General features: G+C 68.3%; 15 protein-coding genes. 8 read left to right on the top strand and 7 right to left on the bottom strand.

Annotated elements, in window-relative coordinates; all coding sequences use genetic code 11:
- Positions 1-124: 124 nt before the first annotated feature.
- Both BN3906_RS09385 and BN3906_RS09390 read left to right on the top strand, forming a co-directional pair.
- Positions 125-1,840: an FAD-binding dehydrogenase gene (locus BN3906_RS09385; RefSeq protein WP_066587583.1), complete on the top strand. Its 1,716-nt coding sequence runs from the start codon at positions 125-127 to the stop codon at positions 1,838-1,840.
- A 37-nt stretch (positions 1,841-1,877) separates the two neighbouring features.
- Positions 1,878-3,353, top strand: coding sequence for an amidase family protein (locus BN3906_RS09390; protein WP_066587585.1), 1,476 nt, complete (start codon positions 1,878-1,880; stop codon positions 3,351-3,353).
- 20 nt (positions 3,354-3,373) lie between these two features.
- On the opposite strand, the gene BN3906_RS09395 is transcribed toward BN3906_RS09390, so the two are convergent.
- Positions 3,374-3,874 carry a phosphoribosyltransferase gene (locus tag BN3906_RS09395; RefSeq protein WP_066587586.1) on the bottom strand — a complete coding sequence of 167 codons (501 nt, stop codon included), beginning with the start codon at positions 3,872-3,874 and terminating at the stop codon, positions 3,374-3,376.
- Positions 3,875-3,919: 45 nt separating this feature from the next.
- On the opposite strand from BN3906_RS09395, the gene BN3906_RS09400 reads away from it, so the two are divergent.
- The 4 genes from BN3906_RS09400 to BN3906_RS09415 all read left to right on the top strand — a co-directional run bounded on the left by BN3906_RS09400 (position 3,920) and on the right by BN3906_RS09415 (position 6,992).
- Positions 3,920-4,864, top strand: a complete 945-nt coding sequence (locus tag BN3906_RS09400; RefSeq protein WP_066587588.1) for a 2-dehydropantoate 2-reductase — start codon at positions 3,920-3,922, stop codon at positions 4,862-4,864.
- Between the two features lie 122 nt (positions 4,865-4,986).
- The gene (locus BN3906_RS09405) at positions 4,987-5,484 is read left to right on the top strand and encodes a MarR family winged helix-turn-helix transcriptional regulator (protein ID WP_066587589.1); all 498 of its coding nucleotides are present in this window, start codon (positions 4,987-4,989) and stop codon (positions 5,482-5,484) included.
- Positions 5,481-5,903: an organic hydroperoxide resistance protein gene (locus BN3906_RS09410; RefSeq protein ID WP_066587591.1), complete on the top strand. Its 423-nt coding sequence runs from the start codon at positions 5,481-5,483 to the stop codon at positions 5,901-5,903. The genes BN3906_RS09405 and BN3906_RS09410 overlap by 4 nt, the downstream gene beginning before the upstream one ends.
- Positions 5,904-6,002: 99 nt before the next feature.
- Positions 6,003-6,992: a zinc-binding dehydrogenase gene (locus BN3906_RS09415; protein WP_261796945.1), complete on the top strand. Its 990-nt coding sequence runs from the start codon at positions 6,003-6,005 to the stop codon at positions 6,990-6,992.
- A 7-nt stretch (positions 6,993-6,999) separates the two neighbouring features.
- On the opposite strand, the gene BN3906_RS09420 is transcribed toward BN3906_RS09415, so the two are convergent.
- From BN3906_RS09420 to BN3906_RS09435, 4 genes are all read right to left on the bottom strand, one after another.
- Entirely contained in the window at positions 7,000-7,833 is an 834-nt protein-coding gene (locus tag BN3906_RS09420; RefSeq protein ID WP_066587593.1) for a hydroxymethylpyrimidine/phosphomethylpyrimidine kinase, read from the bottom strand.
- Positions 7,834-7,934: 101 nt separating this feature from the next.
- Positions 7,935-8,585, bottom strand: a complete 651-nt coding sequence (locus tag BN3906_RS09425; RefSeq protein ID WP_066587596.1) for a DJ-1/PfpI family protein — start codon at positions 8,583-8,585, stop codon at positions 7,935-7,937.
- A 214-nt stretch (positions 8,586-8,799) separates the two neighbouring features.
- Entirely contained in the window at positions 8,800-10,035 is a 1,236-nt protein-coding gene (locus tag BN3906_RS09430; RefSeq protein WP_066589677.1) for a pyridoxal phosphate-dependent aminotransferase, read from the bottom strand.
- Between the two features lie 255 nt (positions 10,036-10,290).
- Entirely contained in the window at positions 10,291-11,247 is a 957-nt protein-coding gene (locus BN3906_RS09435; protein ID WP_222705279.1) for a DMT family transporter, read from the bottom strand.
- On the opposite strand from BN3906_RS09435, the gene BN3906_RS09440 reads away from it, so the two are divergent.
- Positions 11,246-12,670: an aminotransferase-like domain-containing protein gene (locus tag BN3906_RS09440; protein ID WP_066587599.1), complete on the top strand. Its 1,425-nt coding sequence runs from the start codon at positions 11,246-11,248 to the stop codon at positions 12,668-12,670. The genes BN3906_RS09435 and BN3906_RS09440 overlap by 2 nt on opposite strands.
- A 7-nt stretch (positions 12,671-12,677) precedes the next feature.
- Here BN3906_RS09440 and BN3906_RS09445 read toward each other — a convergent pair whose 3' ends face one another.
- Entirely contained in the window at positions 12,678-13,556 is an 879-nt protein-coding gene (locus tag BN3906_RS09445) for an HAD family hydrolase (protein WP_066587606.1), read from the bottom strand.
- A gap of 19 nt (positions 13,557-13,575) precedes the next feature.
- On the bottom strand, positions 13,576-15,378 hold the full coding sequence (locus tag BN3906_RS09450) for a penicillin-binding transpeptidase domain-containing protein (RefSeq protein WP_078057338.1): 1,803 nt from the start codon (positions 15,376-15,378) through the stop codon (positions 13,576-13,578).
- A gap of 113 nt (positions 15,379-15,491) precedes the next feature.
- Here BN3906_RS09450 and BN3906_RS09455 point away from each other — a divergent pair, with 113 nt between their 5' ends.
- Positions 15,492-16,547, top strand: coding sequence for an alpha/beta fold hydrolase (locus BN3906_RS09455; RefSeq protein ID WP_066587610.1), 1,056 nt, complete (start codon positions 15,492-15,494; stop codon positions 16,545-16,547).
- Positions 16,548-16,550: the final 3 nt, after the last annotated feature.

The raw sequence follows: 16,550 nt of genomic DNA on the forward strand, positions 1-16,550 counted from the left end.
TGGACGGGAAGATACACTCTCACATCGTGGACGTCAATCTCCCAGAAGTTGGGATGGAGGAAGTCCCGTGGAAATGTGAACCGTCCGCTCCGCGGCGTCCCGCCACCCCTTAGGATGACTGTGTATGGGAGCGAAAACTGATGTGATCGTGGTCGGCTGCGGACTCGCCGGAATGGTCGCAGCCTACGAGGCCCAGCGCGCCGGGCTGTCGGTCCTGATCCTCGACCAGGAGAACCGGGCGAACCTCGGCGGCCAGGCCTACTGGTCACTGGGCGGACTGTTCTACGTCGGCAGCCCCGAACAACGGCTCATGGGTGTGAAAGACTCCGAGGAACTCGCCTGGCGTGACTGGGAGAACTCCGCGAACTACGACGACACCCGCCCGGGCGGAAACGACCACTGGGCACGGGAATGGGGTCGCGCCTACGTGCACTTCGCCGCGACGCAGAAACGTGACTACCTCAAAGGACTCGGCCTCAGCGTGCTGCCCACCGTCGGCTGGGCCGAGCGCGGAAGCGGGGACGCCTCCGGACACGGCAACTCGGTACCCCGGTTCCACCTCACCTGGGGTACCGGCCCCGAGGTGGTCCGCGTGTTCCGTGAACCACTGCTCGAGGCGGAGAAGGCGGGCAGGGTCAGGTTCGCGTTCCGCCACCGTGTCGACAGCCTGACCGTCGAAGCCGACAGGAACGGCACCCGCAGAGTCGTCGGTGTCCGGGGCAGCGTGCTCTGCCCCTGCGACGACCTGCCCCGCGGGGTCGCCTCACCACGGGAGGTCGTGGACACCTTCGACCTGCGGGCCGCGGCAGTGGTCGTGACCTCCGGAGGAATCGGGGGAAACCTTGACCTGGTACGCCGGTCCTGGCCCACCGAGCAGTGGGGGCAGTGCCCCGACGACCTGGTCAGCGGAGTTCCCGCCCACGTCGACGGACGCATGCTCGCCATCACCGAGGACGCCGGCGCCGCCACCGTCAACACCGACCGCATGTGGGCCTACGCCGAAGGCATGAAGAACTGGGACCCCATCTGGCCCGACCACGGCATCCGCATCATTCCCGGCCCCAGTTCGATGTGGTTCGACGCCACCGGTCAACGACTGCCCACCAACCTCTTCCCCGGATCGGACAATCTCGCGGCACTGTCCCACATCGGACGCACCGGCCACGGTTACAGCTGGTTCGTCCTCGACAAGACCATCGCCGCCAAGGAGTTCATCTTCTCCGGGTCCGAGCAGAACCCGGACCTCACCGACAAGGAGTTCCGCAAACTGCTCGGCAAGATCGGCCCGGGAATGCACGTCGCAGTCCAGAACTTCATGGACCACGGCGAGGACTGGGTCATCGCCAACGACCTTGACGCCCTGGTCACCGGGATGAACGAGCTCGCTCACGCCGAGAAACCCGGCGCGCCCACCATCGACGTCGACCGGCTGCGCCGTCAGGTCGAGGACCGTGACAGTCAGATCGAGAACAAGTTCAGCAAGGACGCCCAGGTCAACTACATCCACACCGCGCGCAAGTTCCTCGGGGACAAGATCGTCCGTGCCGCGGCACCCCACCGCATCCTCGACAACAGGCACGGGCCCCTCATCGCCGTGCGGCTGCGCATCCTCACCCGCAAGACCCTCGGCGGCCTGGAAACCGACCTGTCGGGACGGTGCCTGCGCCCGGACGGCTCAGTACTGCCCGGCCTCTACGCTGCCGGGGAGGTCGCCGGATTCGGCGGCGGCGGCATGCACGGGAAAAACGCCCTGGAGGGGACGTTCCTCGGCGGTTGCATCCACTCGGGGAAGAGAGTCGGGGAGGCACTGGCCGTCCAGGTCCGGGTCCTGCGCCGCTGACCCGGCGCGGTGTGCCCGCTGCGGCTAGGGTCGGAGGATGGAGAACTCCCGGACACCCCAGACATCCGCCACCGCACCGGTGGACTGGCACACCCTCGACGCCCACGACTGGCGCGAACAGGTCATCGCGCTCAGCGACAGCACCAGCGGCACCGGCCCTTCCGCCGGCAGCGCGCCGGGCGGAGGCGCGGTGGCGGGGATTCAGTCGGCCCTGGCCCGCATCGCCCGACTGGACCGCGACCTCAACGCCTTCTCCACCGTCCTCGCCGATGAGGCCCTGGAGACCGCCCGCACTCTCGACGAGCTTCCCCCGCAGCGTCGGGGTCCGCTGCACGGGGTACCGGTGGCGGTCAAGTCGGAGATCGACGTCAAGGGCGTCGTGACGACGTTCGGCACCAGGGCGAACTCGACCCCGGCCGGGGAGGACGCCCTGGTCGTGCGCCGGTTACGTGACGCCGGGGCAGTGATCATCGGGGTGACCCGGATGCCGGAGTTCGGGGCCTGGCCCTACACCCAGTCCTCGGGGTACGGGGTGACCCGCAACCCCCACGACCAGTCGAGGACCCCGGGCGGTTCCAGCGGCGGATCCGCCGCCGCGGTGGCCGCCGGCCTGGTCCCCCTCGCACTGGGCGGTGACGGGGGCGGGTCGATCAGGATCCCGGCGGCGAACTGCGGACTTTTCGGACTCAAACCGGTCCGGGGGAGGGTGTCCGCCTCGCCTCACCCGCACCTCTGGCACGCCCTGGGTACGACGGGCCCGCTGGCACGTTCGGTCCGTGACAGTGCACTGGTCTACGACATCGTCAAGGGGAACGTCGACGGTGACGCCTACACGGCACCACCGTCGGGGAGCTTCCTCGACGCGTACACGGGTGCCGCCAACCGTGACCGACTGAGGATCGGCATGGCGCTCGGCGCACCGGCGGCGACGGGCAGGCTCCACCCGGAGCATGCCGCTGCGGTGCACCGGGCAGCTGGCATCCTGAGGCAGGCGGGTCACAGTGTCGACCTCTTCGATCCCCGGTACCCGGACCCTACGGCGTCATTCATCCCCCAGTTCTTCGCGGGGATCCGGACTGAGGCCGCCGACGTGGAGCACCCGGAACTGCTGGAGGCCAGGTCGCGCAGTCTGGTGCGTCTGGGCAGCTGGGTGCGCGGGCCGGTGCACCGTCGCGCCGAGCGGGCCGGTTCGCGAATCGCCGCCGAACTCGACCGGGTGTGGAGGGAGGTTGACGTCCTGTTGACCCCCACCGTCCCCGACCGGCCGGGTGCCGCCGACGCCATCGTCGGCAGAGGGGCGGTGCGTACCCTGCTCGCGGCGTCAGGCCCGGTGGCCTACACCGCGATGTGGAATGTCACCGGGCTTCCGGCTGCGGCGGTCCCGCTGGGGACCGGAACTGACGGACTTCCCCTGTCTGTGCAGCTGGTGGCGCCGGTGACGGGGGCGGGCGGGGTGTCCGGCGAGGAGCTGATCGTCGCCCTGGCTGCGGAGATCGAGTCCGCGGCAGCCTGACCGGCGTGTCAGCCGGACTGTCAGCTGGCCTCTCCACCGGCGGGGAGGCCGGACGGAGTGATGACGGGGAAAGAGGACCAGGGGAAGTCGATCCACCGGTCGGTCTTCTTCCACACGTAGTCGGGTTTGATGATCGACCGGGACTTCTCGTAGATCACCGCGGTGCGGGATTCGGTGACGGTCTCGGCGCAGAACTGCTGGACGAGCTCCAGGGTCTTGCCGGAGTCCGCGACATCGTCGGCGATGAGGACCTTCATCCCCGAAAGGTCCACCGCCTCCGGGGTCGGGGGAAGCATGACGGGCTGGTCGAGGGTCTCACCGATTCCGGTGTAGAACTCCACGTTGATCACCGAGACGTTCTTCACGCCCATCGCGTAGCCGAGTGCCCCTCCGATGAGGAGGCCTCCGCGTGCGATGGAGAGGATGAGATCGGGCCGGTAGTCGTCCACTATTTCCTGGGCAAGTTCCTTGATGGCGTCACCGAAGAGTGCGTAGGTGAGAATCTCGCGTTCGTCGCTCATGGGGTCTCATCGTAGCGTGTGCCCGCCGGGCCTAGGATGGGCGCCATGAGAATCGGAATCATCGGTGCCGGAGCGGTCGGCACCTACTTCGGCGCGTCCCTGGTGAAGGCTGGTCACGAGGTCACTGTCCTGGCACGTGGCGAGGCGCTCGACCGCCTGCGTTCGCGGGGGCTCAGCGTGACGGTGGGGGAGGCTGAGGCAGAGTTCACCCGGGCCCGGCCGGCGGAGAATGCCTCTCAGCTTGTCGGTGCGGACGGCCGCCCGCTCGATGTCGTCCTGCTGGCGGTGAAGGCGACGGGGGCGACCGTGGATGAACGGCGCTCCCAGATCTCCTCCATGGTGGAGGGTATTCCGGGCGCTCCGGTGATCGCGACGACACAGAATTCGGTGGAGGTCCACAGGCTGGTCGCCGATGTGGTCGGGGAGGAACGGACCTGGCCGGGGGTGGTCCGCGGATACTTCATCCACACCGGCCCGGCGGAGGTGCGTTTCATCCCTCCGGTGGCCAGTTACACCGTCGGACTGTGGAAGGGGGAGGGCAGTTCCGGTGACAGTCTGCTCACCGCGTTTGCCGGGGCGCTGACCGGGGCCGGTGTCGAGGGGATCGTCCGTGACGACATCTGGTGCGACATCTGGGAGAAGGCCATGTTCGTCACCTGTTTCGGGGCTCTGGGGGCGGTCGCGGACCGTCCGATGGGTGTGCTGCGTACGACGTTGCGGAGTAGTCTCCGCGCCCTGATGGAGGAGGTGGATGCCGTGGCACATGCCGGTGGTGTTCCGCTGGCCGGCGATGCGGTGGACAGGACGATGGCGTCCTGCGACGCCCAGCCGGAGGACGCCACGAGCTCCATGCAGCGCGACATTGCAGCCGGTCTGTCCGGTGAGCTCGATTCCCAGGTGGGGGCGGTGATCCGTGCCGGCGACGCCTGCGGTGTGGAGACTCCGGTGCATGACCTGGTCGACGGTCTGCTCAGGCTGCGGCTGAACTGACGGGCCCTGCTGACGGGCCCTGCTGACGGGCACGGCGGGCGGGGTACGGTCACTGACCTGTGTTCCGGCCGACTGTCCCTAAAGGGTTGTGCACAATCGAATTGTGTGCAATCATGTCTGGCATGGGAGTGACAGATCAGATGGTGTGTTTCGCGCTGTACTCGGCGGCGAGGTCGACGGCCCGCGCCTACCGCACACTGCTCGCCCCGTGGGGCCTGACCTACCCGCAGTACCTGCTGCTGGTGATCCTGTGGAGCCACGGTGAGCAGTCGGTCCGGTCCCTCGGGCAGATGATGCAGCTTGATTCCGGAACCCTGTCCCCGCTGGTGCGCCGACTGGAACAGGGCGGCCTCGTGGAACGCCGGCGCGACAGTGACGATGAACGCGTCGTCACCGTTGCGCTGACCGACCGGGGTGCGGCCCTCCGACAGGAACTGGCCCACATCCCCGGGAAGATCAGCGAAGCCATGGGCGTCACCGACGCAGAACAGGCCGCCGGTCTGATCCGCTCCCTCCATGAGGTGTGCGACTCGACGGAGCAGATGTCCCGTCGGTCCTCCGCCGACGGAAACGCCGACGGAAACACCACCCCCACCTCCGTGAAAGGAACTCAACCGTGAAAACTCTCTACACTGCCGAAGCACTTGCCGTCGGCGCAGGACGCGACGGACACGTCACCACCACAGACGGGAGGCTCGACCTGGACCTGGCCGTCCCCAGGGAGATGGGGGGCAGCGGTGACGGAGCCAACCCGGAGCAGCTTTTCGCCGCCGGATACTCGGCCTGCTTCCACTCCGCGCTCCAGATGGTCGCCAGAACCCGCAAGGTCACACTGACCGACACCTCCGTCGGTGCCCGGGTCAGCATCGGTCCCGACGACAACGGAGGATTCCAACTCGCCGTCCATCTCGAGGTCACGGTCCCGGACATGCCCCATGCGCAGGCCCAGGAACTTGCCGACGCCGCCCACCAGGTGTGCCCGTACTCCAACGCCACCCGGGGCAACATCGAGGTCACGGTCACCGTCACCGACGACTAGTCCGGTACGGACCGCCGGGCAGACTTCAACGCACATTCTCAGACACATCACCGCTGGCGGGGCTTTCAGAGTGCCCGGACCGGCAGACCGGAGGAAAAGATGACAGACACCATGGAAGCAGTGGTCCACGACACGTTCGGCGCACCGGAAGAGGTACTGCACCTCGAGAACCGTCCTGTCCCCGAACCAGGGCCCGGGCAGGTGAGGGTGCGGGTCATCCTGTCACCTGTCCACAATCACGACCTGTGGACCGTGCGCGGTACCTACGGGTTCATCCCGGACCTGCCCTCCGGGGCGGGAACTGAGGCACTCGGTGTCGTCGACGCACTCGGCCCCGGAGTCGAGGGCCTGGTCACCGGCCAGCGGGTGGCCACCGGCAGCAGTTTCGGAATCTGGGCCCGGTACGCCGTCATTGACGCGGCAGCGGTCGTCCCGGTGCCGGAAGGACTCTCCGACGAGTCGGCGGCCCAGCTGGTCTCGATGCCGTTCAGTGCACTGAGTCTGCTGGACCACCTGGAGCTGGAGCCCGGTGACTGGCTGGTGCAGAACTCCGCCAACGGTGCGGTCGGACGGAATCTCGCACAGCTCGCCGCAGCCCGTGGCGTCCACCTCCTCGGCCTCGTCCGACGGCAGTCCGCCGTCGACCAGCTGGCCGAACTCGGCATCGACGGCGTCGTCGCCACCGACGGGGAGAACTGGCGGGACCGGGCTGCTGAGGTGACCGGTGGTGCCCCGGTCGTCGCCGCACTGGATTCTGTCGGAGGACCTGCCACGGCGGACCTTGTGTCACTGCTCGCCGACGGCGGGGATCTCGTCTCCTTCGGGGCGATGGGGTCACCGGTCATGGATGTCCCCAACAGTGACGTCATCTTCCGCGGCATCACCGTCAGGGGCTTCTGGGGCAGCCGTGTCAGCCGCGAGATGGATCCCGCGAAGAAGGCGTCCCTGTTCGGTGAGCTGATCCGGCGGGTCCTCGACGGTCAGCTGGCACTGCCGGTGGCCGACATCTTCGACGCCGCACGGGTCGCCGACGCGGTGAAGGAGAGCATGCGGCCCGGCCGCACCGGTAAGACACTGCTGAGGTTCTGAGCCTCAGTCACGCACCCTGCCACACCGTGTCGAAGGGCGTGTTGGCACTGACCCGGTGCTCGATACCCCGGGTCACCATCTTCTTCGCGGTGTCGACCGCCGTGAGGATGTCACTGCCCTTGGCGAGTTCCGCGGTCAGCGCGGCGGCCACCGTGCAGCCGGCGCCGGAGACACGCTGTTCACCGATCTTCGGGGCGGTGAAACGGGTGATCTCGTGACCGTCCCACAGCACGTCCACGGCGTCCTCGCCGGGAAGCTCGACCCCACCTTTGGCCAGGACGTACGGAACCTTCTCGCCGATACGTTTCGCTGCTTCGGCGAGCTCGTCGACCGTGTCGATGTGGTCCATGCCGGACAGACTCGTCGCCTCGAAGACGTTGGGGGTGACCACGGTGGCCAGCGGGAGGATCTTCTCCTTGAGCGCATTGTCGGTGTCCAGCGCGGCACCGGGCTCCTGTCCCTTGCAGATCAGCACCGGGTCGAGCACCAGGTTCTTCCAGTCCCTCCCGGCGAGCTTCTCGGCGACGACGTCGATCGTCGCCGGAGTGCCCAGCATGCCGACCTTGGCGGTGTTCATCCGCTCGGGGGAGTGTGCTGCCAGAGCGGCCTCGAACTGCTCGGCGATGATCACGGGGTCGACCGGATGGAACCGGTGCGCCCAGCCGTCGGCGGGGTTGAAGGCGACGATGCAGGACAGGGCTCCGACACCGTACACCCCCAGCTGCTGGAAAGTCTTCAGGTCCACCTGGAAACCGGCGCCGCCGGTGGCCTCGGACCCGGCGACGACGAAAGCGATCGGGGGAGTGGCACCTGACCCGGTGCCGGTCACGGAATTTGTCATAGGGCAATTCTAGAGCAGTTCCTCGACGCATCCGGAGGTCCCCCCGGACTGTCCGGGAGCCCACTCGACAACGGCAGCGCGTGGGCGGAGTGTGACACCGCTCAGACCAGCCCGTGCAGGACCGCGAAAGGATCATCTCCCGGGTCCCGGTGGACCTCCAGTTCAATGTCCGCGGCCACGCTGTCGGCCACCTGCAGTCCCTCCCGGTCTGCGATGAGGGCGTGCGCCATATCCGTTCCGGCGGCGACACCGGAGGACGTCCACAGGTTCCCGTCGGCCACCCACCGCGCCCGCGCGACCCAGTCGACCCGACCGGTCAGCTCCCCACCCTGTCTGATGCCCTGGGACGTCACCCAGTCCCATGCGCGCTTGTTCGAGGTCGCGCGGCGGCCCTCCAGAAGACCTGCGGCGGCGAGAAGGGCGGAACCGGTGCACACCGACGCGACCGTCCCCGCCCGGGACGCCGTCGTACGCAGCAGGTCGAGGAAACCGGCGTCCCCGACCAGTCGCCGGGTCCCCGGCCCGCCCGGCACAAGAAGAATGTCGGTCGTCTCCCCGTCGGCGGTGAGATCGGACAACCCCGACTCCGTGGTCACCGTGACACCCTGGGCCGCTCGCACGGGAACTCCGGCGACAGGTCCGAGGAAACGGACCGTCCACCCCGGAACGTGCGAGAACAGTTCGACCGGCCCGAAGACATCGAGGACCTCGAAGCCGTCGAACAGGACGACGGACACCGTCTGCGCCGTCACCGCCGAACCACCGCACACCCGGAGGCAGAGGCGCGGACAGCGGCGGAAACAGGGACAGGGACAGGCACAGTCGTCGTGCCCACACCGCCGGCACACGGACAGCCGGTCGTGGAGGGGGGACATGCTCTTCCGGACATCATGGGGCCCACCATACGACCGTCCGGAACATTCCGGCGCCGGTGCAGGGCACCGGCACCGCTAAACTCGCCTCCCGCTACTGCCGGTAGGACGCCAGGAAGTTGCCGAAGCGTTCCATCGCCGTGGCGAGGACCTGTTCCTCCGGCAACAGGACTATCCGGAGATGGTCCGGGGCAGGCCAGTTGAAGCCCGTTCCGTGGACCAGCAGGATGTGCTCCTGCTCCAGAAGGTCCAGCACCAGACGCTCGTCGTCCCGGATCTCGTGGACCTCCGGGTCGAGCCGGGGGAAGGCGTACAACGCACCGCCCGGTGTCACACAGCTCACCCCGTCCATGCCGTCCAGTGCCGCAGTCACGGTGTCACGTTGCCGACGCAGGCGTCCTCCCGGTGCGGTCAGTGCGGTCACGGACATGTCGGCGTCCTGCCCGGTGCCGGCACCGCCCAGTGCCGCGATGACGGCCTGCTGCCCGGGGACGTTGGGGCACAGACGGGTCGACGCCATGAGATTCAGACCGTGGAGGAAATCGGAGGCGTGGTCTGTCGGACCGGTGACCACCAGCCAGCCGGCGCGGTACCCTGCCAGTCTGCTGGACTTCGACAGACCGGAGTAGCTCAGGGTCAGAAGATCCGGGGCGACCGCGGCAAGGCTGGTGTGGCCCGACGACGGTCCTGCGACGGTGGCTGTTCCGGTGGCGTCCCCGTAGATGATCGCGTCGTAGATCTCGTCGACGAGGAGGGTGAGTCCGTGGCGGCGCGCGATGTCGGCGATTCCGCGCAGGATGTGCGGCGGGTAGACCGCCCCGGTCGGATTGTTCGGGTTGATCACCACCACTGCGGTGGTCCGTTCGGTGACCCGGGCCTCCATGTCGGAGAGGTCCGGATTCCAGGCGTCCTGTTCGTCGCACCGGTAGTGCACAGGAGTTCCCCCGGCGAGGGTGACCATCGCCGTCCACAGCGGATAGTCCGGGGACGGGACGAGCACCTCGTCGCCGTCGTCGACCAGTGCCTGACAGGTCATGGTGATCAGCTCGGACACACCGTTTCCGAGGAAGACCCTGTCACGGGTCAGCGAGGGGAAACCGGGAACAGCGGAGTACCGGCCTATGACGGCGTCGAGCGCCTCAGGCAGACCGTGGGAGGCGGAGTAGCCGTGTGAGATGTCGAGGGTCCGCGCCATGCCGGCCACGATGCCGGGTGGTGCCGCGAAGCCGAAGGGCTGCGGATTGCCGATGTTGAGTCTGAGGATCTCGACACCGTCACGCTCCAGTTCGGCGGCCCGGTCGGCGACCGGCCCCCGGATCTCGTAGAGCACGTTGCGGAGCTTCGACGACTGTCTGACGGTTCTGACGGTCCGGCCGGTACGGGAGGCACGGGAGGTACGGGAGGTACGGACGCCGGAGGGTGCGGAACCTGCGGGGACTGGGTGGACCGGGTGGACTTTCCGGGGGGAATGCACGGGGAACCTTTCGGTGGAGACAGGGGGGGGAGACAGGGGGAGATAAGGGGAGATAGGGGGAGGAGCATTTCAGCGCTCATCTGCTTCCGGACATCTGTTTCCGGGAGCATCTCAGGAGCGGGAGCGAACGGCCGTGGCGGCGCAGACGATGACACCGGCACCGGCGAGGACGGTGGCCGCCGACACCGGCTCCCCGAGCATCAGGACGGCCCAGGCGATACTGAGCACCGGCTGGACCAGCTGGATCTGGCTCACCTGCACCATCGGCCCGTACGCGAGCCCCCGGTACCAGGCGAAGAAACCGAGGAACATGCTCACCACACTGAGATAGGCGAGGGACGCCCAGGCCGGGCCGTCCACCACGGACCAGTCGGCGGGCCGGGACAGCACGGCACACAGGGTCGTCAACGGCAGGGCCAGGACCAGGGCCCGGCAGATCGTCTGCCAGGAGCCGATCTCCCGGGACAGCAGACCGCCTTCGGCGTACCCGATCCCGCCTGCCACCACGGCGAGAAGCAGCAGAAGATCCCCTGTGGCGACACCACCGGTCCCGCCGTGCAGGACCCCGGCCGTCACCGCGACCACGGCACCGCACAGTGCGGCGGCCCAGAACCGGAGGCCCGGCCGTTCACCGGTCCTCAGGACGGTGATCACCGCCGTCGCCGCGGGAAGCAACGCGACAGTCACTGCACCGTGCGAGGCCGGCAGATCCTGAAGAGCGAAGGAGGTGCAGACAGGGAATCCGACCACGACGCCGCCGGCGACCAGGAACAGACGACGCCACTGGGATCCGGTCAGCCTGCCACGCAGCTGCCCGGCCGCGCCGAGCACGAGAACGGCGAGAACTCCGGCGACCACCGCCCTCCCCGTCCCGACGAAGACAGGGGAGAGCCCGCCTGTCACGGCGATGCGGGTGAAAGGAACCGTGAACGAGAAGGCGACGACTCCCAGTAAGCCCCACAGCACACCGGGGGACAGCTGTCCCGGCGGAGCTGCACCGTCGACCCCCGGCGACTCAGTCGATAGCAGTTTCGGAACACGCGCAATAGCGCTATTATCATTCTTCATGTCTGACAGTAGCAGTTCGAGGCTGGCAGCGGAACTCCGAACCTGGGTGGCGGACCGCGCGCCGGGAACCCGGCTGCCGTCCACCCGAACCCTCGCCCGGGACCACCGGGTCGGACCCGTCACCGTCCAGGAGGCGCTCAGAACCCTCGGCGCCGAAGGCCTCATCGAGACCCGCCCCGGGTCCGGCACCTTCGTCGCCAACGCACACAGGGCACGCAGGGTCCGGCCCACCGACTACTCCTGGCAGGTCGGAGCACTGGGAGAGGTCACCGGCCGCTCCGCCGCAACCGCCGGTGTCCTGCGGCCCACCCCGGTGGACGCCGTGGCACTGCACAACGGATTCCCAGACCCCGACCTGCTGCCCGTCACAGCGGTCAGGCAGGCACTGGTGAGAGCGGCCCGCTCCCAGGCGGCGGTCGGCACCGCGCCCCGGGCAGGTCTCCAGGAGCTGCGCGGCTGGTTCGCCCAGGAACTCGCCGACAGCACACCGCCGGGCGTCACCCCGGTCACCGCCACCGACGTCACCGTGCTGCCCGGCACCCAGGCCGGCCTCTCCGCGATCTTCCGTGCCGTCGCCGGGGCCGGGGAACCGGTCGTCTTCGAATCACCCACCTACTGGGGTGCCGTCCTCGCGGCAGGACAGGCAGGGGTGCGGTGCGTCCCCCTGCCCGGAGGAGCGGACGGGCCCGACCCCACCGAACTTGACCGCATCCTCACCCGGACCGGTGCCAGGCTCTTCTACGCCCAGCCCCGGTTCGCCAACCCTACGGGAGTGGTCTGGAGCCCCGGAGTGCGTCAGGGCGTCCTCGAAACCCTGGCACGGCACTCCGCCTTCCTCGTCGAAGACGACTGGGCCAGGGACTTCCCGGTCGATGCCGCCGAGAGCAACGACCCCCGGCCCCCGCTGGCCTCCACCGACGACTCCGGACGGGTGATCTACCTCCGGTCCCTCACCAAGTCCCTGTCACCGGCACTGCGGGTGGGAGCTGTCATCGCCCGCGGCCCCGTCCGCGAACGCATACTCGGCAACGTCGGAGCATCGGCCATGTACGTCTCACCTGTCCTGCAGGCCGCGGCCCTCGACGTCCTCGGTACCCCTGCCTGGCGCAGTCACCGCAGGTCCCTGCCCGAACGACTGGCCTACCGGCGCGACCTGCTGGTGACCGCCGTACGCTCCCGGCTGCCCGGGGCCGTACTCGACCGGGTGCCGTCCGGAGGACTGAACCTGTGGGTCAGACTGCCCGACACCACCGACCTCGGCAGGCTCGTCGCAGACTGTGAGGCCCGGGGGGTGATGGTCGCCAGCGGTGACGACCTCTTCCCCGCAGAGCCCACAGGCAGGTACCTGCGGCTCAACTTCGCCGGCCCCGAACCCGGACGCTACGACGAGGCGGTAGGGGTCATCGCGGACTGCCTCCGGTGACGGAAGTTCAGCCGAGTACCGATTCGATGACCCGTGCGACCCCGTCGTCGTCGTTGGAGGCGGTGATCCCGTCCGCGGCGTCCTTCACCGGGTCCAGTGCATTGGCCACCGCCACTCCACGGCCCGCCCAGGACAGCATCTCGATGTCGTTGAGTCCGTCACCGAAGGCCAGGACCTCCGTGCGGTCCACACCGAAATGACGGCACAGCCTCGACAGACCTCCGGCCTTCGACACCCCCGTGGCCATGACCTCCACGAACGGGGCACCTGAGAGTGTCACCACGAAACCTGAACCGTCGAGTTCACCCGCGTCACTGAGCTGCCTGACAGTCCCGTAGAGTTCAGCCGCGCTGAGCGTGGCATGCCGGAGAACCAGCTTCACCGCCGGTGACGCTGCCAGCTCCCGGTGGGGGACACCGGTCATCGTCGCAGGATCCCGCCGGTGGTCCACGAAGGACGCCAGGTCGGCGTAGCCCTCCGACGGGACGAAGGTCTCCCCGGCGTCCCTGACGACCGCGTAGCGCACCCCGTCGACATGCCGGTCCACCGCAGAGATGATCTGCGTGAGCACCGCGGCCGGGATCTCGTCGGCGAAGAGCAGCTGCCGGGTGGTCAGGTGCACCCCGAAAGCACCGTTGCTGCACAATGCCCACCCGTCGAAGCCGAGTACCGGCTGCAGGTGGCGCAGTCCCACCGGATTGCGGGCGGTCGCCGGAACCACCCGGATACCGGCGTCCGCCGCAGCGTCCAGGGCGGCGCGGGTCCGGGCACTGATCCCGCCCCCGCTGGTCAGCAGTGTGCGGTCGAGGTCCGTGGCGATCAGGCGGGGACGCCACGGGACCGCAGGAGGGGTGACCGTCAGACTTCCTCCGGTGCCTGTGTCCATGGTCCTGCTGTGCATGGTCCTACTGTGCCACGGCCGGTTCACCGGGGGAACCGGCGGAAGAATCGTCGAGGGCCCCGTCGAGAGCGACGTCGAGGGCCCCGTCGCGCAGCAGGCGGCCGGAGAGCTCCACCGCAGGAAGAGAGGAGTCCGCGCCGGCGATGAAGGTGCAGAATGCGACGTCACCGACAATGCCCACGAACCATCCGTGGGCCGCCTGCCCGTCCACCTCGGCGGTACCCGTCTTGCCTCCCAGCCCCGGGATGTCCCGGAGCGACGCCGCGGTCCCGGACTCCACCGTCTCCCGCATCATCGTCTTCAGTTCGTCCACGACAGCAGGGTCGACCGGACCAGGGTTCCGGTCCGACGCCGTGCTCTCCCCCTGGACAAGAGAAGGGGTCACCATTGTCCCGCCCGCGGCGACGGACGCCCCGGTCAGCGCCATACCGAAGGGGGACGCCAGAACCTCGCCCTGCCCGATCGCCGACTCCACCCGGGCCGCACCCTGACCGGTGACCGGTACTGAACCGGTGACCGTGGTCATACCCGGCGCGGTGAAGTCGACTCCGAGTCCAAGCTGCGCGGCCGTGTCCCTCAGATCCTCCGGGCCGAGATCACGGGAGATCAGGGCCTGGGTGGTGTTGCAGGACTGGGCGAAGGCGGTGTGCAGCGGCACCTGCCCCAGGGAGAAGTCGTGGTCGTTGGGGATGGTGCGCCCGTCGACGTCCACGCTCGCAGGACAGTCGACGATGTCGTCAGGGCCGACGGTTCCTTTCGACAGGGCTGCCGCCGTCGTCACCGTCTTGAACGTCGACCCCGGAGGGAAGAGGCCGGTGAGGGCGGGCGTGCCCGTGGCGTCCGCGGCGCCGTTCTGGGCGGCGGCGAGAACCCCGCCCGTGGACACTGACAGTGCGACGACGGACGCCGGGAGTTCCACAGAATTCACGGCCCGGTTCGCCGCGGCCTGCACTCCGAGGTCCACGGTCGTGTGCACCGGTTCGACCTGCCTGGCGGCCCTGCTGCCGATCACCGGGCCGGGTGAGCCGTCGGTGTGCGTGACCGCCAGCGTCCACCCCGCGGACTCGTCGAGCTTCCGGGTCCAGTAGTCGGTGAGCCCTCCGTCGAGCGCCGAGGAGGACGCCCTGTCCGCGAGAAGCCGTCCCTCCTCCCGGGTCGCGGTACCGGGCAGGTCGGTGAGCGCTGCTCCGACCCGGTCGAGATCCTCGGCCCGCAGGGAGAACAGTGCGACCGGTGAATCTCCGGCGTCGGCGATCCGGGCCTCGGCGTCGGCGACGTCGAAGTCGGGGATCACGGGGCGGACCGCCTCGGCGACGCGGGTGATGTCCGCCTCCCTCGTCGCGGTGACGACGGTCACCGGTGTCCAGGTCATCTGGACGGTGTTCCTCCGGTCGAGGATCTGAAGACCGTAGTTCCGGTCGTCGGAGTAACTGACGGTGGCGTCGGGGGAGAGGCCGTCGGCGAATATCGCCGGACTCCAGGTCACTGTGCCTTCACCACCGGTGGTCAGCGTGCCCGTGGACGTGGTCTCGTCGCCGTCCGGGACGGTCCAGGTCACCGTGGAGGTGTCATCCTCGGACTCCAGGTGCAGGCCGGTGTCACCGATGTTGTCGTCAAGGTCGCTGAGCCAGGCCTGCGCCGCAGCGGGATCCGAGGTCTGCGCCGCGGCGTCCTCCCAGTTACCGTCGTTGACCGCCGAGATGAACTTGTCGGAGGGGGAGTCCGACCACGGCATCGCGCACCCGGAAAGCACGAGAACAGGGACAGCGACAGCGGAGGCGGTGGCCAGGACCGTGGTTGTCTTCATCGGACCAGTAGACCGTGCCCGGCCGACAGTTGCAAGGCGGCCTGCCGCCGGGACAACGCGAGTTCGTGTACTTTCGTCGACGACACTGACATTACCTCCGAAAGGACCGGGCGATGCTGCACAACGACTTCTACACACCCGACAAGCAGGGACCCTACGAGACCGCGTCCGTCGGACGCCTCGAACTGGAGGAAGGCGGAGTCATCGAAGACTGCTGGCTCGCCTACGCCACAGCCGGGGAACTCAACGCCGACCGTTCAAACGCGATCCTCATCCCCACCTGGTACTCCGGCACCCACTCCGCATGGTTCGAGAACTACATCGGGGAGGACCACGCCCTCGACCCCTCCCGCTACTTCATCATCTGCGTCAACCAGATCGGAAACGGACTGTCGGTCTCACCGGCCAACACCGACGACCCGTCCATCGCCATGTCGAAGTTCCCCCACGTACGTATCGGGGACGACGTGGTCGCACAGGAACGGCTGCTTCGGGAGAAGTTCGGCATCGAGGAGCTCTTCGCCGTTGTCGGAGGGTCCATGGGCGCACAGCAGACCTACGAGTGGATCGTCCGATTCCCGGACAAGGTCCGGCGGGCCGCCCCGGTTGCCGGTACGGCCAGGAACACGCCGCATGACTTCCTGTTCACCCGCACACTCAACGAGGCGATCCTCTCCGATCCGGGGTACAACGGCGGCGAATACACCTCACACACCGACGTCGCCGACGGTCTGCGCAGGCAGTCACACCTCTGGGCGGTGATGGGCCTGTCCACGGAATGGTGGAAGCAGGAGGCGTGGAGGGGCCTCGGGCTGGACTCCGTGGACGCCGTCATCGACGACTTCCTCGATCCGCTGTTCGCCTCGATGGACCCGGGGACACTGCTGAACAACGCCTGGAAGTGGCAGCGCGGGGATGTTTCGCGGCACACCGGAGGTGACCTCGCCGCTGCTCTGGGGAGAGTGACCGCGAAAACTTTCGTAATGCCCATCAGCGAGGACATGTTCTTCCCGGTACGCGACTGCGCCGAGGAGCAGAAGCTGATCCCCGGAAGTGAGCTGCGGGTCATCGACGACATCGCCGGACACCTCGGCCTGTTCAACCTCAGCCCCGGGTACATCCCGCAGATCGACGCCAACCTCCGTGAGCTCTTCGACGCGGAAGTGTAGCCC

Source organism: Corynebacterium provencense, assembly GCA_900049755.1.
GTDB lineage: Bacteria > Actinomycetota > Actinomycetes > Mycobacteriales > Mycobacteriaceae > Corynebacterium > Corynebacterium neomassiliense.

What these genes read in the sequence shown, in the direction of transcription:
- BN3906_RS09415 (WP_261796945.1), top strand. Translation starts at nt 6,003, where the DNA reads ATGACAGACACCATGGAAGCAGTGGTCCACGACACGTTCGGCGCACCG.
- BN3906_RS09445 (WP_066587606.1), bottom strand. Translation starts at nt 13,556, where the DNA reads ATGGACACAGGCACCGGAGGAAGTCTGACGGTCACCCCTCCTGCGGTC.
- BN3906_RS09390 (WP_066587585.1), top strand. Translation starts at nt 1,878, where the DNA reads ATGGAGAACTCCCGGACACCCCAGACATCCGCCACCGCACCGGTGGAC.
- BN3906_RS09450 (WP_078057338.1), bottom strand. Translation starts at nt 15,378, where the DNA reads ATGAAGACAACCACGGTCCTGGCCACCGCCTCCGCTGTCGCTGTCCCT.
- BN3906_RS09385 (WP_066587583.1), top strand. Translation starts at nt 125, where the DNA reads ATGGGAGCGAAAACTGATGTGATCGTGGTCGGCTGCGGACTCGCCGGA.
- BN3906_RS09435 (WP_222705279.1), bottom strand. Translation starts at nt 11,247, where the DNA reads ATGAAGAATGATAATAGCGCTATTGCGCGTGTTCCGAAACTGCTATCG.
- BN3906_RS09405 (WP_066587589.1), top strand. Translation starts at nt 4,987, where the DNA reads ATGGGAGTGACAGATCAGATGGTGTGTTTCGCGCTGTACTCGGCGGCG.
- BN3906_RS09400 (WP_066587588.1), top strand. Translation starts at nt 3,920, where the DNA reads ATGAGAATCGGAATCATCGGTGCCGGAGCGGTCGGCACCTACTTCGGC.
- BN3906_RS09395 (WP_066587586.1), bottom strand. Translation starts at nt 3,874, where the DNA reads ATGAGCGACGAACGCGAGATTCTCACCTACGCACTCTTCGGTGACGCC.
- BN3906_RS09455 (WP_066587610.1), top strand. Translation starts at nt 15,492, where the DNA reads ATGCTGCACAACGACTTCTACACACCCGACAAGCAGGGACCCTACGAG.
- BN3906_RS09440 (WP_066587599.1), top strand. Translation starts at nt 11,246, where the DNA reads ATGTCTGACAGTAGCAGTTCGAGGCTGGCAGCGGAACTCCGAACCTGG.
- BN3906_RS09420 (WP_066587593.1), bottom strand. Translation starts at nt 7,833, where the DNA reads ATGACAAATTCCGTGACCGGCACCGGGTCAGGTGCCACTCCCCCGATC.